Annotated in this window: 17 protein-coding genes and 3 pseudogenes; 8 read left to right on the top strand and 12 right to left on the bottom strand. The window is 63.0% G+C overall.

All coding sequences use genetic code 11. From position 1 onward, the window contains the following. Positions 1 to 2: 2 nt before the first annotated feature. The gene (gene kdpA, locus BBI10_RS01850; RefSeq protein WP_065986315.1) at positions 3 to 1,697 is read right to left on the bottom strand and encodes a potassium-transporting ATPase subunit KdpA; all 1,695 of its coding nucleotides are present in this window, start codon (positions 1,695 to 1,697) and stop codon (positions 3 to 5) included. A 5-nt stretch (positions 1,698 to 1,702) separates the two neighbouring features. Next, complete coding sequence (gene kdpF, locus BBI10_RS01845; RefSeq protein ID WP_037009437.1) at positions 1,703 to 1,798, bottom strand: K(+)-transporting ATPase subunit F; 96 nt, start codon at positions 1,796 to 1,798, stop codon at positions 1,703 to 1,705. 1,036 nt (positions 1,799 to 2,834) lie between these two features. Between kdpF and BBI10_RS01840 the strand changes: the two genes are divergently transcribed. The 3 genes from BBI10_RS01840 to xopAW all read left to right on the top strand — a co-directional run bounded on the left by BBI10_RS01840 (position 2,835) and on the right by xopAW (position 5,758). Then, complete coding sequence (locus BBI10_RS01840; RefSeq protein ID WP_065986314.1) at positions 2,835 to 3,593, top strand: response regulator; 759 nt, start codon at positions 2,835 to 2,837, stop codon at positions 3,591 to 3,593. Next, complete coding sequence (locus BBI10_RS01835) at positions 3,590 to 4,669, top strand: sensor histidine kinase (RefSeq protein ID WP_065986313.1); 1,080 nt, start codon at positions 3,590 to 3,592, stop codon at positions 4,667 to 4,669. Before BBI10_RS01840 ends, BBI10_RS01835 begins: the two co-directional genes overlap by 4 nt. Positions 4,670 to 4,957: 288 nt before the next feature. After that, the gene (gene xopAW, locus BBI10_RS01830) at positions 4,958 to 5,758 is read left to right on the top strand and encodes an EF-hand domain-containing protein (protein WP_065986312.1); all 801 of its coding nucleotides are present in this window, start codon (positions 4,958 to 4,960) and stop codon (positions 5,756 to 5,758) included. Positions 5,759 to 5,813: 55 nt separating this feature from the next. Here xopAW and BBI10_RS01825 read toward each other — a convergent pair whose 3' ends face one another. The 9 genes and pseudogenes from BBI10_RS01825 to BBI10_RS01785 all read right to left on the bottom strand — a co-directional run bounded on the left by BBI10_RS01825 (position 5,814) and on the right by BBI10_RS01785 (position 13,557). Next, on the bottom strand, positions 5,814 to 6,866 hold the full coding sequence (locus BBI10_RS01825) for an AI-2E family transporter (protein WP_065986311.1): 1,053 nt from the start codon (positions 6,864 to 6,866) through the stop codon (positions 5,814 to 5,816). A gap of 122 nt (positions 6,867 to 6,988) precedes the next feature. Beyond that, entirely contained in the window at positions 6,989 to 7,819 is an 831-nt protein-coding gene (locus BBI10_RS01820) for a DUF4892 domain-containing protein (protein WP_065986336.1), read from the bottom strand. Positions 7,820 to 7,957: 138 nt separating this feature from the next. Beyond that, positions 7,958 to 8,812, bottom strand: a complete 855-nt coding sequence (locus tag BBI10_RS01815) for an alpha/beta fold hydrolase (protein ID WP_065986310.1) — start codon at positions 8,810 to 8,812, stop codon at positions 7,958 to 7,960. Continuing rightward, positions 8,809 to 9,654, bottom strand: coding sequence for an alpha/beta fold hydrolase (locus BBI10_RS01810; protein ID WP_065986309.1), 846 nt, complete (start codon positions 9,652 to 9,654; stop codon positions 8,809 to 8,811). Before BBI10_RS01810 ends, BBI10_RS01815 begins: the two co-directional genes overlap by 4 nt. Before the next feature lie 448 nt (positions 9,655 to 10,102). Beyond that, on the bottom strand, positions 10,103 to 10,339 hold the full coding sequence (locus tag BBI10_RS01805) for a hypothetical protein (protein ID WP_208600726.1): 237 nt from the start codon (positions 10,337 to 10,339) through the stop codon (positions 10,103 to 10,105). Between the two features lie 654 nt (positions 10,340 to 10,993). Then, positions 10,994 to 11,437, bottom strand: a complete 444-nt coding sequence (locus BBI10_RS01800) for a hotdog fold thioesterase (RefSeq protein WP_065986307.1) — start codon at positions 11,435 to 11,437, stop codon at positions 10,994 to 10,996. Positions 11,438 to 11,517: 80 nt separating this feature from the next. Further along, complete coding sequence (gene sixA, locus BBI10_RS01795; RefSeq protein WP_065986306.1) at positions 11,518 to 11,976, bottom strand: phosphohistidine phosphatase SixA; 459 nt, start codon at positions 11,974 to 11,976, stop codon at positions 11,518 to 11,520. 215 nt (positions 11,977 to 12,191) lie between these two features. Continuing rightward, positions 12,192 to 12,512 (bottom strand): annotated as a pseudogene (locus tag BBI10_RS27835) (DUF4389 domain-containing protein); the annotation flags it as partial. Positions 12,513 to 12,531: 19 nt separating this feature from the next. Beyond that, positions 12,532 to 13,557, bottom strand: a complete 1,026-nt coding sequence (locus tag BBI10_RS01785) for an NAD(P)H-dependent glycerol-3-phosphate dehydrogenase (RefSeq protein WP_065986305.1) — start codon at positions 13,555 to 13,557, stop codon at positions 12,532 to 12,534. Between the two features lie 313 nt (positions 13,558 to 13,870). Between BBI10_RS01785 and BBI10_RS01780 the strand changes: the two are divergent. The 5 genes and pseudogenes from BBI10_RS01780 to BBI10_RS01765 all read left to right on the top strand — a co-directional run. After that, positions 13,871 to 15,352: pseudogene (locus BBI10_RS01780) on the top strand (ATP-binding protein); the annotation flags it as partial. Positions 15,353 to 15,424: 72 nt separating this feature from the next. Beyond that, positions 15,425 to 15,808: pseudogene (locus tag BBI10_RS28475) on the top strand (response regulator); the annotation flags it as partial. Positions 15,809 to 16,018: 210 nt separating this feature from the next. Further along, entirely contained in the window at positions 16,019 to 16,534 is a 516-nt protein-coding gene (gene fabA / locus BBI10_RS01775; protein WP_065986303.1) for a 3-hydroxyacyl-[acyl-carrier-protein] dehydratase FabA, read from the top strand. 10 nt (positions 16,535 to 16,544) lie between these two features. Further along, a complete protein-coding gene (gene fabB, locus BBI10_RS01770) occupies positions 16,545 to 17,765 on the top strand; it encodes a beta-ketoacyl-ACP synthase I (protein WP_065986302.1) in 1,221 nt (406 codons plus the stop codon). Between the two features lie 202 nt (positions 17,766 to 17,967). Further along, positions 17,968 to 18,840, top strand: a complete 873-nt coding sequence (locus BBI10_RS01765) for a pirin family protein (protein ID WP_065986301.1) — start codon at positions 17,968 to 17,970, stop codon at positions 18,838 to 18,840. Positions 18,841 to 18,910: 70 nt separating this feature from the next. Here the strand turns inward: BBI10_RS01765 and BBI10_RS01760 are convergent, their stop codons facing one another. Continuing rightward, entirely contained in the window at positions 18,911 to 19,636 is a 726-nt protein-coding gene (locus BBI10_RS01760; protein ID WP_065986300.1) for a dienelactone hydrolase family protein, read from the bottom strand. Positions 19,637 to 19,639: the final 3 nt, after the last annotated feature.

Here is a 19,639-nt window from a genome sequence, read left to right as displayed (position 1 = left end):
CCTCAGAAGCCCAGGCTCAAGTGTTCGGCAATCGGTCCCAGTGCCAGGGTCGGCAGGAACGTCAGGCCACCCACGAGCAAGATGGTCACGGTCAGCAGGGTGACGAACAGCGGGCCGTGGGTCGGGAAGCTGTTCTGGCCCAGCGGCGAGCTCTTCTTCGCCGCCAGACTGCCGGCCAGCGCCAGCACCGGCAGGATGTAGCCGAAGCGGCCGATGAACATCGACAGGCCCAACATCAGGTTATGGAAGGGGGTGTTGGCGCTGAAGCCGCCGAAGGCCGAGCCGTTGTTGGCGGTCGCCGAGGTGTAGGCGTAGAGCAACTGACTGAAACCGTGGGCGCCGGGGTTGCTCACCGCCCCTGCCGGGCCGGGCAAGGTCGCCGCCAGCGCGCCGAACACCAGCACGCCGACCGGCATCACGATCAATGTCGCCACCAGCAACTTGACCTCACGGGCCTGCAGCTTCTTGCCGAGGTATTCCGGGGTGCGGCCGATCATCAGGCCGGCGAGGAACACCGCGATCAGCACGTTCAGCAACATGCCGTAGAGGCCTGCGCCGACGCCGCCGAAGATCACTTCGCCGACCATCATGTTGGCCAGAGCGATCATCCCGGTGAGCGGGTTGAGGCTGTCATGCATGCCGTTGACCGAACCGTTGGACGCCGCCGTGGTGGTCGCCGCCCAGAGCACGGTGGCCGTGGTGCCAAAGCGGGTTTCCTTGCCTTCCATTGGCGCGGCCTGCTCGACCGACGCAATGTTCAGCGCAGGGTTGGGCTGGTATTCGGACCACATCGCCGTCGCGCCGCCGATCAGGAACAGCGCCAGCATGCAGGCGATGATCGCGCGGCTCTGGCGCATGTCCTTGACGTAATGGCCGAAGGTGAACACCAGCGCCACCGGAATCAGGATGATCGACACCAGCTCGAACAGGTTGCTCCAGATGGTCGGGTTCTCGAAAGGATGCGCCGAGTTGACGCCGAAGAAGCCACCGCCGTTGGTGCCCAGTTGCTTGATCGCAATCTGGCTGGCGGCCGGGCCCAGGGGAATGGTCTGGTCGGTGCCTTGCAGGGTCACGGCGTCCACGTAATGGGCGAACGTTTGCGGCACGCCTTGCCACACCAGCAGCAGCGCCAGTACCAGGCACAGCGGCAGCAGGCCGTAGAGGGTGGCGCGGGTCATGTCTGCCCAGAAGTTGCCCAGGTGCTGCGTCGAGCGACGGCTGATGCCGCGGCAAAACGCGACCAGCACGGCGATGCCGGTGGCGGCGCTGACGAAGTTTTGCACGGTCAGGCCGGCCATCTGGCTCAGGTAGCTCAGGGACGCTTCGCCGCTGTAGCTCTGCCAGTTGGTGTTGGTGACGAAGCTCATGGTGGTGTTGAACGCCAGCGACCACTCCATGCCTGGCAGGCCCTGTGGGTTGAGGGGCAGCGAGCCTTGCAGGAGCAGGATGGCGAACAGGACGACGAACCCGGCCAGGTTGAAGGCCAGCAGGGCGATTGTGTAGGTTTTCCAGTTGTGTTCGACGGTGGGGTCGACGCCAGACAGGCGATAGCAGATGCGCTCGACCGGGCCCATGACCGGGGTCAGGAAGGTGCGTTGGCCTTCCATGACGTTGTAGTAGAACCGTCCCAGCAGCGGCGCGGGCAGTAGCACCAAGGCGAAAAACGCCAGTATCAGCAGGTAGTCGTAACCGTGCATGGCCGTTACTCCTCGACCCGGCCGGCGCGCAGGAGCGCGACCAGCAAGTAAACGAATAACCCTGCTGCGAGCAGCAGTGACACCCCATCCAGAACGCTCATGAAAAACTCTCCGTCATACGGCGACTGCCGTGTGGGGCAATTGTGTTCAGTGGGGGTGTAAAGGAACGAGAGCGACGGGGGTCGGGGGGCATAAAGAAAGCGTAAAGAGTGAATAAATCAGGGCGTTTAGAAGCTTTACACCGTAGGCATATCCGTTATTTGTGTGGGCTGTTGTTATGGGGCGGCCTAACGGCCTGCTGTTTCGCCTCCGGCGAGTTACTTGGAAAAGCACCCCAAGTAACCAAGGGTGCCTGCTCCTGGTTTGGCCCGACTTCGTCGGGTTCCCTCACTCCGACGACGCTCCGTGGGCCCGCGCCGAACGGACATCCATGTCCTGACGGCGCTCTCGCCGCATCCATGCGGCTCGACCCACTGCGCGTCGTCTACGTTCGGCCTGCACCCAAGTCGCGTTTGGCGGTGTTTGAACTTTCTGTGTATGGAGATCAAAAGCCAAAAGCGAAAGCAGATCAAAAGCTTCCCGGCTAAAGCCAGTCCTACAAAGGCATCGCATGCGTACAGTGAGATTGGCGGTGACCTCGACTGTAGGACCGGCTTCAGCCGGGAAGCTGTTGATTCGCTTTAGATCTTGATCTTGACCTTGATCTTCATACGCAAGACGTCCAGGCGACACCCATCGCGACTTGGGTGCAGGCTGAACGCAGGTTTTGCGCAGTGGGCCGAGCGGCATGGATGCCGCGAGAGCGCCGTCAGGGCATGGATGCCCGTTCGGCGCGGGCCCACGGAGCGAGACCGGAGTGAAGGAACCCCGAGGAACGAGGGGCCCAACCAGGAGCAAGCACCCTTGGTTACTTGGGGTGCTTTTCCAAGTAACTCGCCGAAGGCGAAACCCGAGGCCGTTAGGCCGACGCTTCTGATCGTTCTGAGCCACACCGCCGATGTACCGGTCTTGATACATTCAAGACAATCCACCGACACCTGCCCCCCTCACCCTTCCGCCCCGCTCGCCAGCGAAGTAGCATGGCAGCGTCGACTCCTACCCGCGGCCCAATCGGCGGCACCACACGGCGGCAGCACCATGCAGACAACACCCGACAGCCCCACCGCCACCGCCACCGCGCCGAGCGAAGAGCGCCGCTGGAACACCCGCGCCCTCATCGTCGACGACGACATCCCCATCCGCGAACTGCTCTGCGACTACCTCGCCCGCTTCAACATCCACAGCACCGGCGTCACCGACGGCAACGCCATGCGCCTGGCCCTCACCGAAGACACCTACGACGTCGTCGTCCTCGACCTCATGCTCCCCGGCGAAGACGGCCTCTCCCTCTGCCGCTGGCTGCGCAGCACCTCCGACATCCCCATCCTCATGCTCACCGCCCGCTGCGAACCCACCGATCGCATCATCGGCCTGGAACTGGGCGCCGACGACTACATGGCCAAACCCTTCGAGCCCCGCGAACTGGTGGCGCGCATCCAGACCATCCTGCGCCGCGTGCGCGACGACCGCACAGAAGAACGCACCACCCTGCGCTTCGACAACTGGCGCCTGAACAGCGTCCTGCGCCAACTCACCGCGCCGGACGGCCTCGTCGTGCCCTTGTCCAACGCCGAATTCCGCCTGCTGAGAGTCTTCCTCGAACGGCCGCGCCGCGTGCTCAACCGCGAACAACTGCTCGACGCGGCCCGCGGACGCTCCATCGAAGCGTTTGATCGCAGCATCGACCTGCTCGTCTCGCGCCTGCGCCAGAAGCTCGGCGATGACCCGAAATCGCCGCAACTGATCAAAACCGTGCGCGGCGAAGGCTACATGTTCGACGCCCGGGAGATTGGTTGATCCGCTCGGCCGACACCCTGTTTGCCCGGCTGTTTGGCGGGGCGCTGCTGGCGATCGTCCTCGCCCACCTGCTGGCGTTCGTCTGGTTTCACTACTACGGGCCGCGCATGCCGCCTCCGCCCAACTGCGACCAACCCATCGCCAGCCAGATGCAGCCGCCACCCGAACGCAACGCTGCAACCGACGAGGACGACCGGCGCCCTTACCCTCCGCGTTGTCGCCCGCCACTGCTCGGCATTCCGCTGGTGCCCTTGCTGTTCCAGCTGATCAGCCTGGTACTCGCCGCCTGGTTCGGCGCCAAGGCCCTGAGCCGGCCGATCCGCCGATTGAGCGAAGCCGCCGAGCGCCTCAGCGAAAACCTCGACAGCCCGCCGCTGGCCGCCAATGGCCCTCGCGAGGCACGTCAGGCGGCGCAGGCGTTCAACCTGATGCAGGAACGCATTCGCGAACAGGTGCGACAGCGCGGGCGCATGCTCGCCGCCGTCTCCCATGACCTGCGCACGCCCCTCGCGCGCCTGAAACTGCGGGTCGAGCAGATCGACGAACCGCGGCTGCACGGGCAGATGAGCCAGGACCTCAACGACATGATCGGCATGCTCGACGCGACCCTGACCTACCTCAACGAACAGCGCACCAGCGAAGCGCTGCAGTATTTCGACGTGCAGGCGCTGATCGAATCCCTGGCGGAAAACGCCCAGGACAACGGCGACGACATCCAGGCGAGCGGCACCTGCCGGCCGCTGAGATCCCAGCCCATGGCCCTGCGTTCGTGCCTGAACAACCTCATCGACAACGCCCTGCGTTACGCCGGGCATGCCCGCGTGGAGATCGAAGACGCCAGCGATCGCCTGCGGGTCAGCGTAATCGATCACGGCCCCGGCATTCCCGAAGACCTGCGTGAAGTGGTGTTCGAGCCCTTCTATCGCGTCGAGAGTTCGCGCAATCGCAACTCGGGTGGTGTCGGCATCGGCATGACCATCGCCCGGGAAGCCGCACGCCGAATGGGCGGCGACCTGCGCCTCGAACAAACACCCGGCGGCGGCTTGACCGCCGTGCTGGATCTGCCGCGAACCTGACCCGACCTCGCCATAAGCGATGGGACCGGGTGCGTTCGGTGGTGCTGGCGATCGAACTTAGTGTAGGACCGGCTTTAGCCGGGAATTCGTCAGGCGTCACACCGCAAATCTGACGGTCTTCGCACTGGCCTCTTCCCGGCTGAAGCCGGTCCCACTGAGCGAAGCCTGACGCAAGCCTCACGTACGCTCGGCGGTACAAACCCAACACACCCACGACACGCCTTGCCCTGACGCTGCATAAGCCGGAGCACCGCCCCGGCATTATCCATCTGATGGGGAGTCAGTCCGATGATCACAGGCGTCAGCGGCAGCAGCCGTTATTCCAGTTACACCAGTGCCAGCACGAGCAGCACCACCAGCACCGCCAACAGCAAGAAGTTTGCCGACGATTTACTGAAGAAACTCGACGCCAACGGTGACGGCAGCGTCGACAAGGACGAGCTGAGCTCGGCGCTTTCGTCGGATTCCAAAGACGGCATCACCGTCAGCCTGAGCAAGGCGTTCGGCGATCTCGACAGCAATGACGACGACAGCCTCGACGCCGACGAACTGGCCGCACTGACGCCACCGCCGCCTCCGCCGATGCAAATGGACGCCAGCTCCGCGGAGGACGACGCGCAGAACCTGCTGAGTGCGCTGGACAGCGACGGCGACGGGACGGTGAGCAGCGCTGAACTGACCACGGCGTTGAGCAGTTCAGACAGCAGCGCCGACAGCAATAAAGTGTTCGATGCCCTGGACACTAACAAGGACGGCACCGTCAGCCTCGACGAACTGACCGCCAGCCTGCAGACCCAACAACCGCCGCCTCCGCAGTCTGCGCAAGACACCAGCGACCTGTTCAGCAGCCTGGACAGCGACAGTGACGGCAGCATCACTGCCGCCGAACTGACCAGCGCCTTGCAGGGCACGACGAATTCCGCCAGCGCCTCGTCCTCCAGCAGCCAGACCGCCTCGACGCAAACATCCACTTCGCACACCACCACCCAGCCCACTGAGGCACTGAACCGCATGATTGCGGCCCTCAGTGACCGCTACAACCTCAATGGCAGCGCCACGTCCGGCAAATACGTCAGCACCTCGGCCTGACGAAAAAAACCGCCCCCGAGCTCAGCCCGGCGGCGGTTTTTTTGTGCGCGTCGATTTACTTGACCGGCTGCCGCGCGCGATTATCTGCGACCCAGTCCAGCAGCAAGCTGTAGGCCACCGCCAGCAGCGTCGGGCCGATGAACAGACCGATGAAGCCGAATGCCAGCAGCCCGCCAAACACCCCCAGCAAGACAATCACCAACGGCAAATTCCCGCCGCGGCTGATCAGATACGGCTTGAGCACGTTATCGACGCCACTGACGATGAACGTACCCCACAGGCCGAGAAAAATTGCCATGCCGTAATCGCCTCTCCAGGCCAGCCACGCCGTGGCCGGTATCCAGATCAACGGTGGGCCCATGGGCACAAGGCTCAGCAGGAAGGTCCCGATCCCCAGCACCAACGCACCCGGCACGCCGGCAATCAGAAAGCCGATCAAGGCCAGCACAGCCTGCGCCGCCGCCGTGCCGATCACGCCGTTGACCACCCGCTGCACCGTGCCGGCCACCAGATCGAGGTAGTACTGCGCGCGATCGCCGATCAGCCGCTCCAGCAGACTGAGCACGAACGCCGCCACGCGGGGCCCGTCGCGGTAGAAAAAAAACACGAAGACGATGCTCAGGGTCAGCTCAAGAATGCCGCCGCCGATTTGCGCACTGCGCGCCAGCAGCCAGTTGCCGACCTGACCCAGATAAGGCCGGACGCTGACCAGCAACGCCGCGCCCTGTTGGTCGATGGTGTTCCAGTAACCCACCAGCCGCTCGCCCACCAGCGGAACGCCCGCCAGCCAGGTAGGTGGATCGGGCAGCCCGTCCACTTGCACGTCCTTGACGAACGCCGTTGCATCGCGCACGTGATCCGCCAGATTGAAGCCCAGCCAGACCAGCGGCGCGAGCACCAGCACCATCCAGCCCAGGGTCAGAATCGCCGCCGCGAGGGATTCCCGCCCCTTGAGCGCACGGGTCAGCAGACGCATCAGCGGCCAACTGGCGAACGCCAGCACCGCGCCCCAGAACAGCGCCGACCAGAACGGCGCCATTACCCACAGGCAGGCGCCCAGCAGCGCGAGCAGGAGGATCTGCACCAACAGGCGATCGTTATTGAACATCGGTCATTCCGCAAAAGAGGGGTCGAATCCGCTGAGCATACCGGCGAACAGGGTGGCCTGGCACGCAGCCCGCCCCATCCCGACAGCCAGGTCAGTTTTTCAAGACAGGAATAGAGCCCGCCTCAGCGGATGAGTTCGAGGGTCAGGCCGGGTTCTTTCCGATCGCCCGCTTCCAGCCGTGCAGCCCGCACGCCTTTGCCCACCAGCGCCTGGCGCCATGCCTCGCGCTGCTCACCGGACAGCGTCACGCGCAAGGTGCTGTCCAGATTCAAACCCCGTGACAGCAAGGTGATCCAGGGCTCCTGCGGCTCTGCGGTCAGCATCGGCAGCTCCAGCTCGCCGGTGCTTTTCAGCTCGCGCAACAGGGTCGCGGACGTCGGCAGCAACTCCCCCAGCGGCGTGCCCGATTGAAATTGCTCGACGTGCAGGAACGCCCGGCGGTTGCCACGGGTGATGCCGTACAACGCCACGAGGGTGTTGTCCGCCGGGGCGGCCAGGCGCAGCAGCAAATAGGACTGGCCGTTGTCGGCGCCATACAGCTTGGCGTTGCCGAACACCTCGTTGGCCCACAGGCTGCTTTCGCCGCAATCCCGCGCCTGGCACCAGAACAGCAACTGCGCGCCCTGCTGCTGCAGCGCTTCACGGGCGGCGGTGAACGCTTCGTCGGCGCTGTGCTCGACCGGTAATTGGTAGGTGATGGCGGTAACGTTGCCGCGCCCGGCCACCTGCCCGTCGAAGCGCAGCTGGCCGCTGATCTTGCGGATCGAGCCCAGCGGGTAGATGCGTTCCAGCTCAACGGCAGGCCGATAATCGACGATTTCCGCGTCTTCCAGTCGCGGCAGATTGGGCAAGTCCTGACTGCCGGGAACGTCAGCCGCCTGGGTAACGGCGCTGAGCCCGGTGAGCAGCAACGTCAGAGCCAGCGCATGGGTAAACGTCACGGATGTGCTCATGACAGGGCAATCGGCAGGCAAAACAAAGCCGCGACAACGCGCGGCGAGCATGAAAATAAAACGGTGAGGCGTGGGCAGTGGTCCATCGTGCAGTCTCCTGTTTCAACTGCCCCAGCCTCGGCAGTTGCAGGTCGCAAGTCAAGGAACGGCGAAGAAGCGATTGAAACAGTCTGCAACAGAGCGCGCACCCGCCTCATCGTTGAGGTGCAGATGGTGCCCGCCCGGTAAGGACGTCACCGTAAAAGGAACGCTGGCCAGCAGCTCCCGGTTCTGCGCCAGCATGCCCTCCTCGGCAACGATCAACTGCGCCGGGCAGCGCACCGCCGCGACGAAAGACAGCGCCTGCGCTCGCGTGAGACGAATCGCCGAGGGCAATGTCAGCCGGCTGTCGCTGCGCCAGGTGTAACCACCTGGCACCGGCATCAAGCCACGCTGGGCCAACAGCTCGGCGGCCTCGCGACTGACCGCGACCATGCCTTTCATCCGCGCCTCTACTGCCCGGTCCATGTCCGAATAGACCGGCTTGCGCTTGCTCTGCTGGGTCAATTGCGCCTTCAGCGCCGCACCCATTCGTTCGACGACAGACTCCGGCTCGCCCACTGGCGGCACCAGGCCGTCGATCAAGGCCAGACGACTCACCCGCTCGGGGACAGCCGCCGCGACGATCACCGAAATGATCGCCCCCAACGAATGACCCAGCAGGGAAAACCGCTCCCAGCCCATCTGCCCCGCCACCTGCAACACATCGTGGGCATAGTCCGGCAAACCATAGGCCGAACCTGGCGGACGGTGGTCGGAGTGACCATGCCCGGCCATGTCCAGCGCCAGAATCCGCAGCCCTTCAAGCCTGGGCGCCAGGCGCGCGAAGCTGTTGGCGTTGTCCAGCCAGCCATGCAATGCAATTACCGGAATGCCGTCCTGGGGACCAAACAGATGAGCCGCCAGTTCAATATGGGGCAGGCTCAGGCGGATTTCTTCTACCGAACAGGTCATGCGCGTGCTCGTTCAAGCGCGGCGTCTGCGTCTGGCATTGCAGTTGCGCCGTCAGCGCCGGCCGTCCAGCGGGAAAACAGCGTTCTGAGCATGTGGGCGGTGTCCTCGGGATGTTCGAGCGGGAACATATGCCCGCCGGGGACAGAAAGATACACGCCCTCGCGCATGCTTTTGACTGACAGCGCATGGTGGCGCCGCACCACGTCACTGCTTTCACCGCGCACCATCGCCAACGGCACCCGCAACTGACGGGCCAGGCCGGGGCTGGTGTGGGGCACGCTGCGGTAGATGCTGATTTCGGTCGCAGGATCGAAACGCAGGCGCAACCCGTCGCCATCGGCTTGCAGCCCATGACGCAGGTACGCCTCGAAGCACTCGGGATCGAAACGCCGGAACAGCGACTTGCCGGCAAAGTATTCCCGGGCCGCCTCGACGCTGCTGAACACCTCCCGGCGCCCCAAGGTCCGGCCTGCGGGCGTGATGCGATCAATGAAGCCAAAGCGCTTGGCCGCGCGAATCATCCACTGATCGAACCGCGTCAGCACCGGCGAATCAAGCATCACCACACCCCGGTACAGCTCGGGATGACGCAACGCCGCGTGGTAATGCAGCACACCGCCGAGAGAATGGCCCACACCCCACACCGGTTCAGGCTGCTCGCGCACATGGTGGATCAACTCATCCACCAGCTCCGGCCAGTTGTCCGTCACCGGAAATTGCGGGTTGTGGGCATGCTGCTCCAGATGCCGAATCTCGAATTCAGGCCCGAGCGCCGCGAACAACTTGCCGTACGTGCCCGACGGGAAGCCATTGGCGTGAGCGAAAAACAGGAGTTGAGACATGCCGACGCACCCAGAGCAACCAGAACAAGCCGCGATTGTGCGCACCGCCCGGCCGGGGCGGCAATGATCGGAACTGCCATCGATGAGGCCACTCCGGTCATGGGCGTGTTTATAGGGTGCGTTTGAACGATAAAGTGGGACCGGCTTTAGCCGGGAAGGCGTAAGGCGTGGCATTCCCACGCGGAGCGTGGGAACGATCAGGTGTCAGAGCTCAGGAATACCGGCGTCTGGACTGGCTTCCTCCCGGCTAAAGCCGGTCCACAAAAAACCAGCGCGTGCAGTCAGCGGGAGTAGCGAGGCCCCCCGACCGTAGGACCGGCTTCAGCCGGGAAGCCCTTGATCTGCTTTTGATCTTCCTACGCAAAACGCCCATACACCACCAATCGCGACTTGGGTGCCGGCTGAACGGAGATCTCGCGCAGTGGGTCGAGCCGCAGGTCCAACCCGCTCAGAGCATCTTTGTGAAACGGTCCAGACACGCCTGAATATAGGCGACCTGGAAGGCGTACGCCTCCTGAATGTTTGCCTTTGCCTCCTCGGGCAAGTGCCTCTTTTTAAAACTCAAAATCCCCACCTGCATCTGCTGCACAGCGTCATCTGCGGCTTTCTGAAAAGTGCCCAGACCATCACTTTCCGGATACAGCTCCTTCAACGCGTCCAGCCTGCGATCAGCCTCATCACGCAATTGCTGAAACTCGACATTGTTGAGCGACTGGTCGTCGTAGATACGCGCCAGCCATCGGCTCAGTGCAGTTTCGCCCGCTCTCGCCTTGGTCTTCTCGGGTGTCGAGAGTTCGGCGGCGAGTTTTGCAATCTCGGTACACCGGGGACAGATTGATTTACGGTGAAGCGCTGTAAATAAATCAGTCCCCTTGAAGCTTGGAACGATCAGATGTTAGAGCTCAGGAAATACCGGCGCCTGGACCGGCCTCTTCCCGGCTAAAGCCGGTCCCACGAAAAGCAGCGCGTGCAGTCAGTGGGAGTAGCGACGCTACTAGACCGTAGGACCGGCTTCAGCCGGGAAGCCCTTGATCTGCTTTTGATCTTCATACGCAAAAAGTCCGGACACCACGAAACGCGACTTGGGTGCAGGCTGAACGCAGGTCTCGCGCAGTGGGCCGAGCCGCATGGATGCGGCGTGAGCGCCGTTGCGGACATGGATGTCCGTTCGGCGGGGGCCCACGGAGCGAGGCCGGAGTGAAGGAACCCTGACGAAGTAAGGGCCAAACCAGGAGCACAAGCCCTTGGTTACTTGGGGCTTTATCAAGTAACTCGCCGAAGGCGAAACCCGAGGCCGTTAGGCCGACGCTCTTGATCTTGGCGTCAAGCGCCTCAACCATCAGCGAGCCGGAGGCTGCTCCCCATGGGGCACCACCGCCACGGTCAACCGGGAAATGCAACAGGCCTTGCCATCCTCCGTCGACAAACGAATATCCCAGACATGGGTCGTGCGCCCGATATGCACCGGGTGCGCCACCGCCGTCACCCGCCCACTGCGGACCCCGCGCAAATGGTTCGCGTTGACCTCAATCCCCACACAAAAGAACCGATCGGTATCAATCACCAGATAACTCGCGGTAGAGCCCACCGTCTCCGCCAGCACCACCGACGCGCCGCCGTGCAACAAACCATAAGGCTGATGAGTGCGCTCATCCACCGCCATGCTCGCCGTCAAAGACAGATCGTCGACCGCCTCAAACCGAATATCCAGCACCTCACCGATGGTGTTCTTCTGCTTCGCATTAAGCGCGTCAAGGTCCGGAGGGCTACGCCATACACTCATGGTTCTTCCTTGTTATTGGAGGGTTTGCACCACTTCTCTCATTCAGCACCGGGAGCGCTGACAACCGCTCACCGCTGCCATCATTCAGCGTGCCGAACATCCACCAGTTCCATCGCGCCAGCAAGCGGCAAATCCGCCTCAAGCTGAGCGAGACTGGCGGTGTGCATCGGTTGCGCCTGCTGCAACGAGCCATGTACCGCCAGCCCGATCAACGTGCCCACCAACGGTTGATGACTGACCAGCAAGACATTCTCCGCACTGTACGCACTCAGTTGCTCCAGCACCTTGTGCGGATTGCAGTCGGGCGTCAGCCACGGCACGGTCACGATGGCCTCCGTGAACCCAAGCGCTTGACGGACCAGCTCGGCGGTCTGTTGGGCACGCACATACGGGCTCGCGATGATCCGCTGCACGGGCTGCCCCATCAGGTGAGCGGCACTGCGCAAAACCTCTTCGCGACCATTGGCGGTCAGCTCCCGCTCGGCGTCCGTAGGGGCCTGAGGTTTCGCCTCGCCATGGCGCAGAATCCAGACCTTCACAGTTTTGGCCCTTCGCCCGGCGTGGACGGCGGCGTAATCGGCGCCGGTGGCGATGGCGATGTGTCGGCAGCGGCGTCCGACGTGTCGGGAACCGCCGGCGAGGTTTCGGAACCCGGTTGCGGCGTGTCGGAAACCGGTGGCGTCGCAGCAGGAACCGGCTGCGGCGTCACGGGTGCCGGTGGCGGCGTGGCCGCAGCGGGTTGCGGAGCAGAAGGCGCCGGTTGCGGCTTGACCGTGACAACGTGTGGCGCCTCGCCTTCAGGCGCACGCGGCGTTGGCCAATCGGCGAACGGCCACGGCTTCTGATCGGTGTGGAAGGTGCCGAAGCGGCCTATCTGCGCCAGGTACTGGCTCAGGCTGTCGCCAAATGACATCACGCTGAGGCTCGGCGCGCCGTTGAACAGCCGGTAAACCAGCTGCACCAGGACGGCCACCGCCAGAACCACTTCCGCCACCTGCCAGACCAGCACAAACAGCACCATCCACAGGATGCGCAGCAGGATCGATTCGTGTTGCTTGAGTTTTGATTCGTTCAAGAGCTTCTCCGTGTGGGGATCAGTTGAAACCACTGGTTGAAATGAAATCGACGTCGGTCTTGGGCTCGGCGCGCATCAGCAGCTCGATGACCTGCTCCAGCGTGCGGCCCTCGAACAGAATGGCGTGCAGCCCGGCCACCAGCGGCATGTAAACCTGCAACTCCTGCGCTTTGGTCTTCAGCACCTTGAGCGTGTTGACGCCCTCGGCGACTTCACCCAGCCGGGTAACCGCTTCGTCGAGGCTCAGGCCCTGCCCCAGGGCAAAACCGACCTGGTAATTGCGGCTCTTCGGCGAGGAGCAGGTGACGATCAGATCGCCGACCCCGGCCAGGCCCAGGAAAGTCATGGGATTGGCGCCCTGACTGACCGCAAAACGGGTCATCTCCGCCAGCGCGCGAGTGATCAGCATGCTCTTGGTGTTCTCGCCCATGTTCAGCGCCACCGCCATACCGGCGATGATGGCGTAGACGTTTTTGAGCGCGCCGCCCAGCTCCACGCCAAAACGGTCAGCGCTGGCGTACACGCGGAACGTGCGGCCGTGCAGTGCAGCCTGAACCTGCTGACAGAGGTCCTCATCTTCGCTGGCGACCACCGTGGCGGTCAGGGCGTGCTCGGCGATTTCGCGGGCCAGGTTGGGGCCGGACAACACGCCGATTCGCGCAGCGGGCGCGATGTCCTCAAGGATCTCGCTCATGAGCTTGAAGGTGTCGGCCTCAATGCCCTTGGTCAGGCTGACCAGCATTTTCCCCGCGAGCAGGTCGATGTGCGGGGTCAGTACGCCACGCAGGGCACTGGACGGCAACGCGACGAAAACCAGTTGACTGTCTTGCAACGTGGCGTGCAGGTCAGTGACCGGCTCAACGCCTTCGAGCACCTTGATGCCCTTGAGGTAGCGCGGGTTCTCGCGATTCACGCGAATCGCCTCGGCCTGCTCCGGATCGCGCATCCACTGCGTCACCCGATGACCGTTGCCGGCCAACAGATTGGCCACTGCGGTCCCGAAGCTGCCGCCGCCAAGGACCGCTATTGGTTGCTGCTGGGTCATAAAACAATCCATTCAGGGCCATCACATCTGGCGATGCGGGCATTATACGGAGCCCCGGGCTCGCGGCCAGCGGCAAAAGGTGACCCCACGAACTTACAGGCCATCCCCCACTCTTGCCGAGGAAATTGCCCACAGCTCGGTTAAGATGCGTCCCTGAGATGAAAATTCCTCAATGGCGCCGATGAGCTATCGTCAGGGTGCTCCCGAAGAGATCCGTCACATGACACCAAGCGTCCACCGCCCGTCCCCCGTCAGGCTTCGCCATGCCTGAACATCGGCAAACCCTCCGGGCGCAGACCGCCGGAACCCCCTCGTGACGGCTCAACGCGGCTGGAACATCAGCACCCGGACGCAGATCCTCAGCCTGGGCCCGGCGTTATTGCTGACCTTGTTGCTGATCAGCTTCTTCACCGTGGTGCGGATTCAGGACCTGCGACAGGAGCTCAATCACACCGGGCAACTCATCGCCAACCAGCTGGCCCCCGCTTCGGAGTACGGCGTCATCGTCGGCAATAACGCGGTGCTGGAAAACCTCATGAACGCCACGATGAACACGCCCCACGTGCGTTTTCTCGAAGTGCGCGACAGTGCCGGAAAGGTACTCGTTCATGTCGAACCCGCCGAGGAACAGGGGCATTCGCGGCAGATGGAAGTGTTCCAGGCGCCCATCCGCCTGCAGCCAGCCCGATCTGCACAGCCGATCGAGGATGCCAATAAGGCCGTTTCCGATAACGCCATCGGCGTGCCGGTCGAAGGCTATCTGGGACGCGTGCTGGTAGGCATGTCCAGTGACGCCTTCAATCAGCGCGAGCAGGAGATATTGCTGAAAGCGGGTGTGCTGGCGATGTTCGCCCTTCTGTTTACTTACATGCTGGCCAGACGTCTGTCGCTGAGCCTGTCCCAGCCGATCAGCGCCATGAGCGCGGCGGTGAAGGCCATCCAGCGTGGCGATTACTCGGCGCCGCTGCCCGTTGCAGATGATGCCGAGCTGGGCGATCTGGCGCGGCACATCAACAATCTGGCTTTGGGCCTGGAGAAGGCCAGCCGCGAGCAGAAGCAAGCGATGGACGCGCTCATCCGCACCCGCGAAGAAGCCGAACGCGCCAATAATGCCAAGTCCGAATTCCTGGCCATGATGAGCCACGAGCTGCGCACGCCCATGAATGGCGTGCTGGGTATGCTGCAGTTGATGGAAACCACGAAAATGACCGACGAGCAGGCCGAATACGCCGCGCTGGCCATGGAATCCACCGAACACCTGCTGCGCGTTATCAACGACATTCTGGATTTCTCCCGCTTCGAACGCGATGCGCTGGAGCTAGAAAGCATTCCATTCAACCTCGCCGACCTGATCAGCACCTCGGTTCAGGCGTTTGCCCACAACGCGCAGCAGCGCGGTCTGGCACTGGAACTGGAGTTACCGCCTTCGATGGAGGCGTTGCAGGTGACCGGCGACCCTACGCGCATCCGGCAGATCCTGGTCAACCTGATCGGCAATGCGCTGAAATTCACCGAATGTGGCAGCGTGCGCGTCGAGGCGGGCTTCACCCTCGCCGACCCGCACCACGTTCGGTTTACCTGCGCGGTACGCGACAGCGGCATCGGGATCTCTCCTGACCTGCTGGAATCGATGTTCGACGCGTTTCAGCAAGCGGACAACTCCATCTCCCGACGCTACGGCGGCACCGGCCTGGGCCTGCCCATTGCGCGCAATCTGGCCGAACGCATGGGCGGGTCGCTGCAGGCGCAGAGCAGCGAGGGACTGGGCTCGGTGTTCCAGCTGCAAATCCCGCTGCAGCGGGTTCAACAGCCGGTGATAGAACCCTCTTCCGGCGCGGTGGCTGAATTGCCCCACAGCCGCGATGCCTGCGTGTTGCTGGTCGAGGACAACCCGGTGAACCGCACGGTGGTCGAAGCGATGCTGCGCAGCCTGGGTTTGCAGGTGAGCGTGGCGGCGGATGGCCTTGAAGCGGTGAACATGGCCAGTCGGGAACGCTTCGCGCTGATCCTGATGGACTGCCGGCTGCCGGTCATGGACGGCTACGAGGCGACGCGCCGAATCCGACTGCTGCCGGGGCTGACGACGCTGCCCATTATTGCCCTGACCGCCAACGCTCAGCACGGCGACCGGGACATTTGTCTGCAAGCCGGAATGAACGATTACCTGGCCAAGCCGTTCAAACGTACTGATTTACAGCAGGTTTTGCAGCGTTGGCTGACCATTAAGCCACCTGCGACTGGCGGTAAATGATAAATTGCGGCAGTCTTGTGTGCCGATTCGACCCACGCCAACGCGCGGACGAAAAATTTCAGTGCACAGGTGTACATTCATTTCACCCGTGCTGTGACTTTCACTACAACGCAATAGTCTATGAGTAGGCTGCCAGCAGAGGGATAACCCGCTGGCCAGATTGGGTACGTAACGCCACACCCTGCCGCACAGGATTATCGAGGAGCTCGCATGACCAAACAAAACGCCTTTACCCGGGAAGACCTGCTGCGCTGCAGTCGCGGCGAGCTGTTCGGCCCAGGTAACGCGCAATTGCCCGCCCCCAACATGCTGATGGTTGATCGCATCACCCACATCAGTGAAGAGGGCGGCAAGTTCGGCAAAGGTGAATTGGTCGCCGAACTCGATATCACCCCGGACCTGTGGTTCTTCGCCTGTCACTTCGAAGGTGACCCGGTGATGCCAGGTTGCCTGGGCCTTGATGCCATGTGGCAACTGGTCGGCTTCTTCCTGGGCTGGCAAGGCCTGCCGGGCCGCGGTCGCGCACTGGGCTCGGGCGAAGTGAAATTCTTCGGCCAGGTTCTGCCGACCGCCAAGAAGGTCACCTACAACATTCACATCAAGCGCGTCCTCAAAGGCAAGCTGAACCTGGCGATCGCCGACGGTTCGGTCAGCGTGGACGGCCGTGAAATCTATACCGCTGAAGGCCTGCGTGTCGGCGTCTTCACTTCCACTGAAAATTTCTAAGGGTATTCGCATGCGCCGCGTCGTTATCACTGGTCTGGGCATTGTTTCCTGCTTGGGCAATGACAAAGACACCGTCTCCGCCAACCTGCGTGCAACTCGCCCTGGCATCCGTTTCAATCCGGAATACGCCGAAATGGGTCTGCGCAGCCAGGTGTCGGGCTCCATCGACCTCAACCTTGAAGAGCTGATCGATCGCAAGATCTTCCGCTTTGTGGGCCACGCCGCTGCCTATGCCTACCTGGCGATGAAAGACGCTGTCACCGACTCCGGCCTGACCGAAGAGCAGGTGTCCAACCCGCGTACCGGTCTGATTGCCGGCTCGGGCGGCGCATCGACGCTGAACCAGATGGAAGCGCTGGATATACTGCGCGAGAAAGGCGTCAAGCGCGTCGGCCCCTACCGCGTGACCCGCACCATGAGCAGCACGGTGTCGGCGTGTCTGGCGACGCCATTCAAGATCAAGGGCCTGAACTACTCCATCGCGTCTGCCTGCGCCACCAGTGCTCACTGCATTGGCACCGCCATGGAACAGATTCAGATGGGCAAGCAGGACATCGTGTTTGCCGGCGGTGGCGAAGAGGAGCACTGGAGCCAGTCGTTCCTGTTCGACGCCATGGGCGCGCTGTCCAGCAAACGCAACGACACCCCGGAACAGGCTTCCCGTGCCTACGATGCTGACCGTGACGGTTTCGTCATCGCCGGCGGCGGCGGCATGGTCGTGGTCGAGGAGCTGGAACACGCTCTCGCCCGTGGCGCGAAGATCTACGCGGAGCTGGTTGGCTACGGCGCCACGTCCGACGGTTACGACATGGTCGCTCCGAGCGGCGAAGGCGCCATCCGCTGCATGCAGCAGGCGCTGTCCACGGTTGATGGCACCATCGACTACCTGAACACCCACGGCACTTCCACTCCGGTCGGCGACGTCAAGGAAATGGAAGGCGTGCGTGAAGTGTTCGGCGACAAGGCACCGGCGATCAGCTCCACCAAGAGCCTGTCGGGTCACTCCCTGGGCGCCGCCGGCGTTCACGAAGCGATCTATTGCATGCTGATGATGGAAGGCAACTTCATGGCCGGTTCGGCCAACATCGACGAGCTGGACCCAGCCGTTGCCGACATGCCGATCCTGACCAAGACCCGCGAAAACACCGAGCTGAATCTGGTGATGAGCAACAGCTTCGGCTTCGGCGGCACCAACGCCACCCTGGTAATGAAGCGCTGGACTGGCAAGTAATCCAGTCAGTTGCAGACAAAAGGCGCCCCTCGGGGCGCCTTTTTTGTGGCAGGTTGAAATGCATTGGCTCGGACCTGATTTCGCAGGACCGGCTTTGGCCGGGAACACATCGGGCGTCACGCCGCAGGATTGCCAGTGCCCAGACCGGCCCCTTCCCGGCTGAAGCCGGTCCTACAACCGAACCGAAAGAGAGAACGCCATCATGCTGACCATCATTCCCCGCGCTGAAGACGTCGAAGGCCAACCGATCCTGCGTCCCCTCCCCGCTGCGCGATGCCGGAGCGTGGGGCCTTTCGTTTTTTTCGATCACATGCTGGAGACCACCTACGCCCCCGGCACCGGCATGGACATCCGTCAGCACCCGCACATCGGCCTCTCGACACTGACCTACTTGTTCGAAGGCGAGATCCGACACAAGGACAGCCTCGGCAGTGATCAGCACGTCAGACCCGGCGAGGTCAGCTGGATGACCGCCGGCAGCGCCATCGCCCACATCGAGCGCACGCCCGAAGCGCTGCACGCCAGCGGCTCGCGACTGCATGGCCTGCAAGTCTGGCTGGCGTCGCCCAAGTCCCATGAGCAAGGGGCCGGACATTACAGCCATCACCCCGCCCACACACTGCCGGTCAGCGACGGCATGGGCATTCGTATCCGCCTGATTGCTGGCGAAGGCTTTTGCCTGAAGTCGCCTGTGCCGGTGCTGTCGCCCACCCTTTACGCCGAACTGAACATGCAGACCGCGACAACGCTGCGAATCCCGGCCGAGCACGAGGAGCGCGCCCTGTACGTGATCGAAGGTGAGCTGCTGCTGGACGCCGAGCCGGTGCAGCCGCGCAGCCTGGTGGTGCTGGATGCAGGGAGCGAGCCGACGCTGTGTGCGGAAAGCGAATGCCACGCGGTACTGATTGGCGGTGCGCCCCTGGATGGGCCGAGAAGGATGAACTGGAATTTCGTCGCCAGCGATCCGGCACTGATTGAACAGGCCACGGCGAAATGGGCGGACGGGGACTGGCCGACCGTGCCGGGGGAAGTAGAGCGGATTGAATTGCCGGTGGGCAGCAGGCCGAAGCGCTGATTGGCCGCGGCCTGCCCGGACTCTGTGGGAGTGACCGGAGGGGCACTCTCACAACAGTTAAAACATCACATTAGCCCGCGAACACTTCATCCAGCAGGTTGTGCATCGAGGTAAACGCACGCTTCGAAACGGTCGGGTTGTACATCTGCACGCCCGGGTTGTTGGCGTGCGGGTCGGTGAAGGAATGGAACGCGCCGCCGTAGCTCAGCAGTTGCCAGTCGACATTGGCAGCGTTCATTTCAGCTTCAAACGCCGGCAGTTGCTCCTTCGGCACCAGAGGGTCGGAGGCGCCGTGCATCACCAGCACTTTGCCCTTGATGTTGTTCGCGTCAGCCGGGTTCGGGGTGTCGAGGGTGCCATGGAAGGACACCGCTGCCTTCAACGGTGCACCGGTGCGCGCCAGTTCCAGCGCGCAGCAACCGCCGAAGCAGAAGCCAAACGCCGCCAGCCGGGACGTGTCGACGGTGGCAATGGTCTGCGCGGTCAGTTGATCCAGTGCAGCCTTCATGCGCGTGTTCAACAGCACGCGATCATTTTTCAACGGCATCATGGCAGCCGCCGCTTCATCGCCATTGGACGGGCGCACCTGCTGGCCATACAGGTCCGCCAGCAACACTACATAGCCCTTCGCCGCCACGTCTTTGGCAATCTGCTCGGCATCTGTGCTGACACCCATCCAGTTAGGCGCCATCACCAGACCCGGTAAGGCCTGACCGCCTTCGGCGAAGACCAGACGACTCTCGTAGCTCACGCCATCGATCTCATACACGATGGACTGCACGGTCACATTGCTCATAGC

This window comes from Pseudomonas graminis, assembly GCF_001705435.1.
GTDB classification, from domain to species: Bacteria; Pseudomonadota; Gammaproteobacteria; order Pseudomonadales; family Pseudomonadaceae; genus Aquipseudomonas; species Aquipseudomonas graminis_B.
Note: the sequence above shows the minus strand (reverse complement) of the source record. Positions and strands in the feature narration are given on the sequence as shown.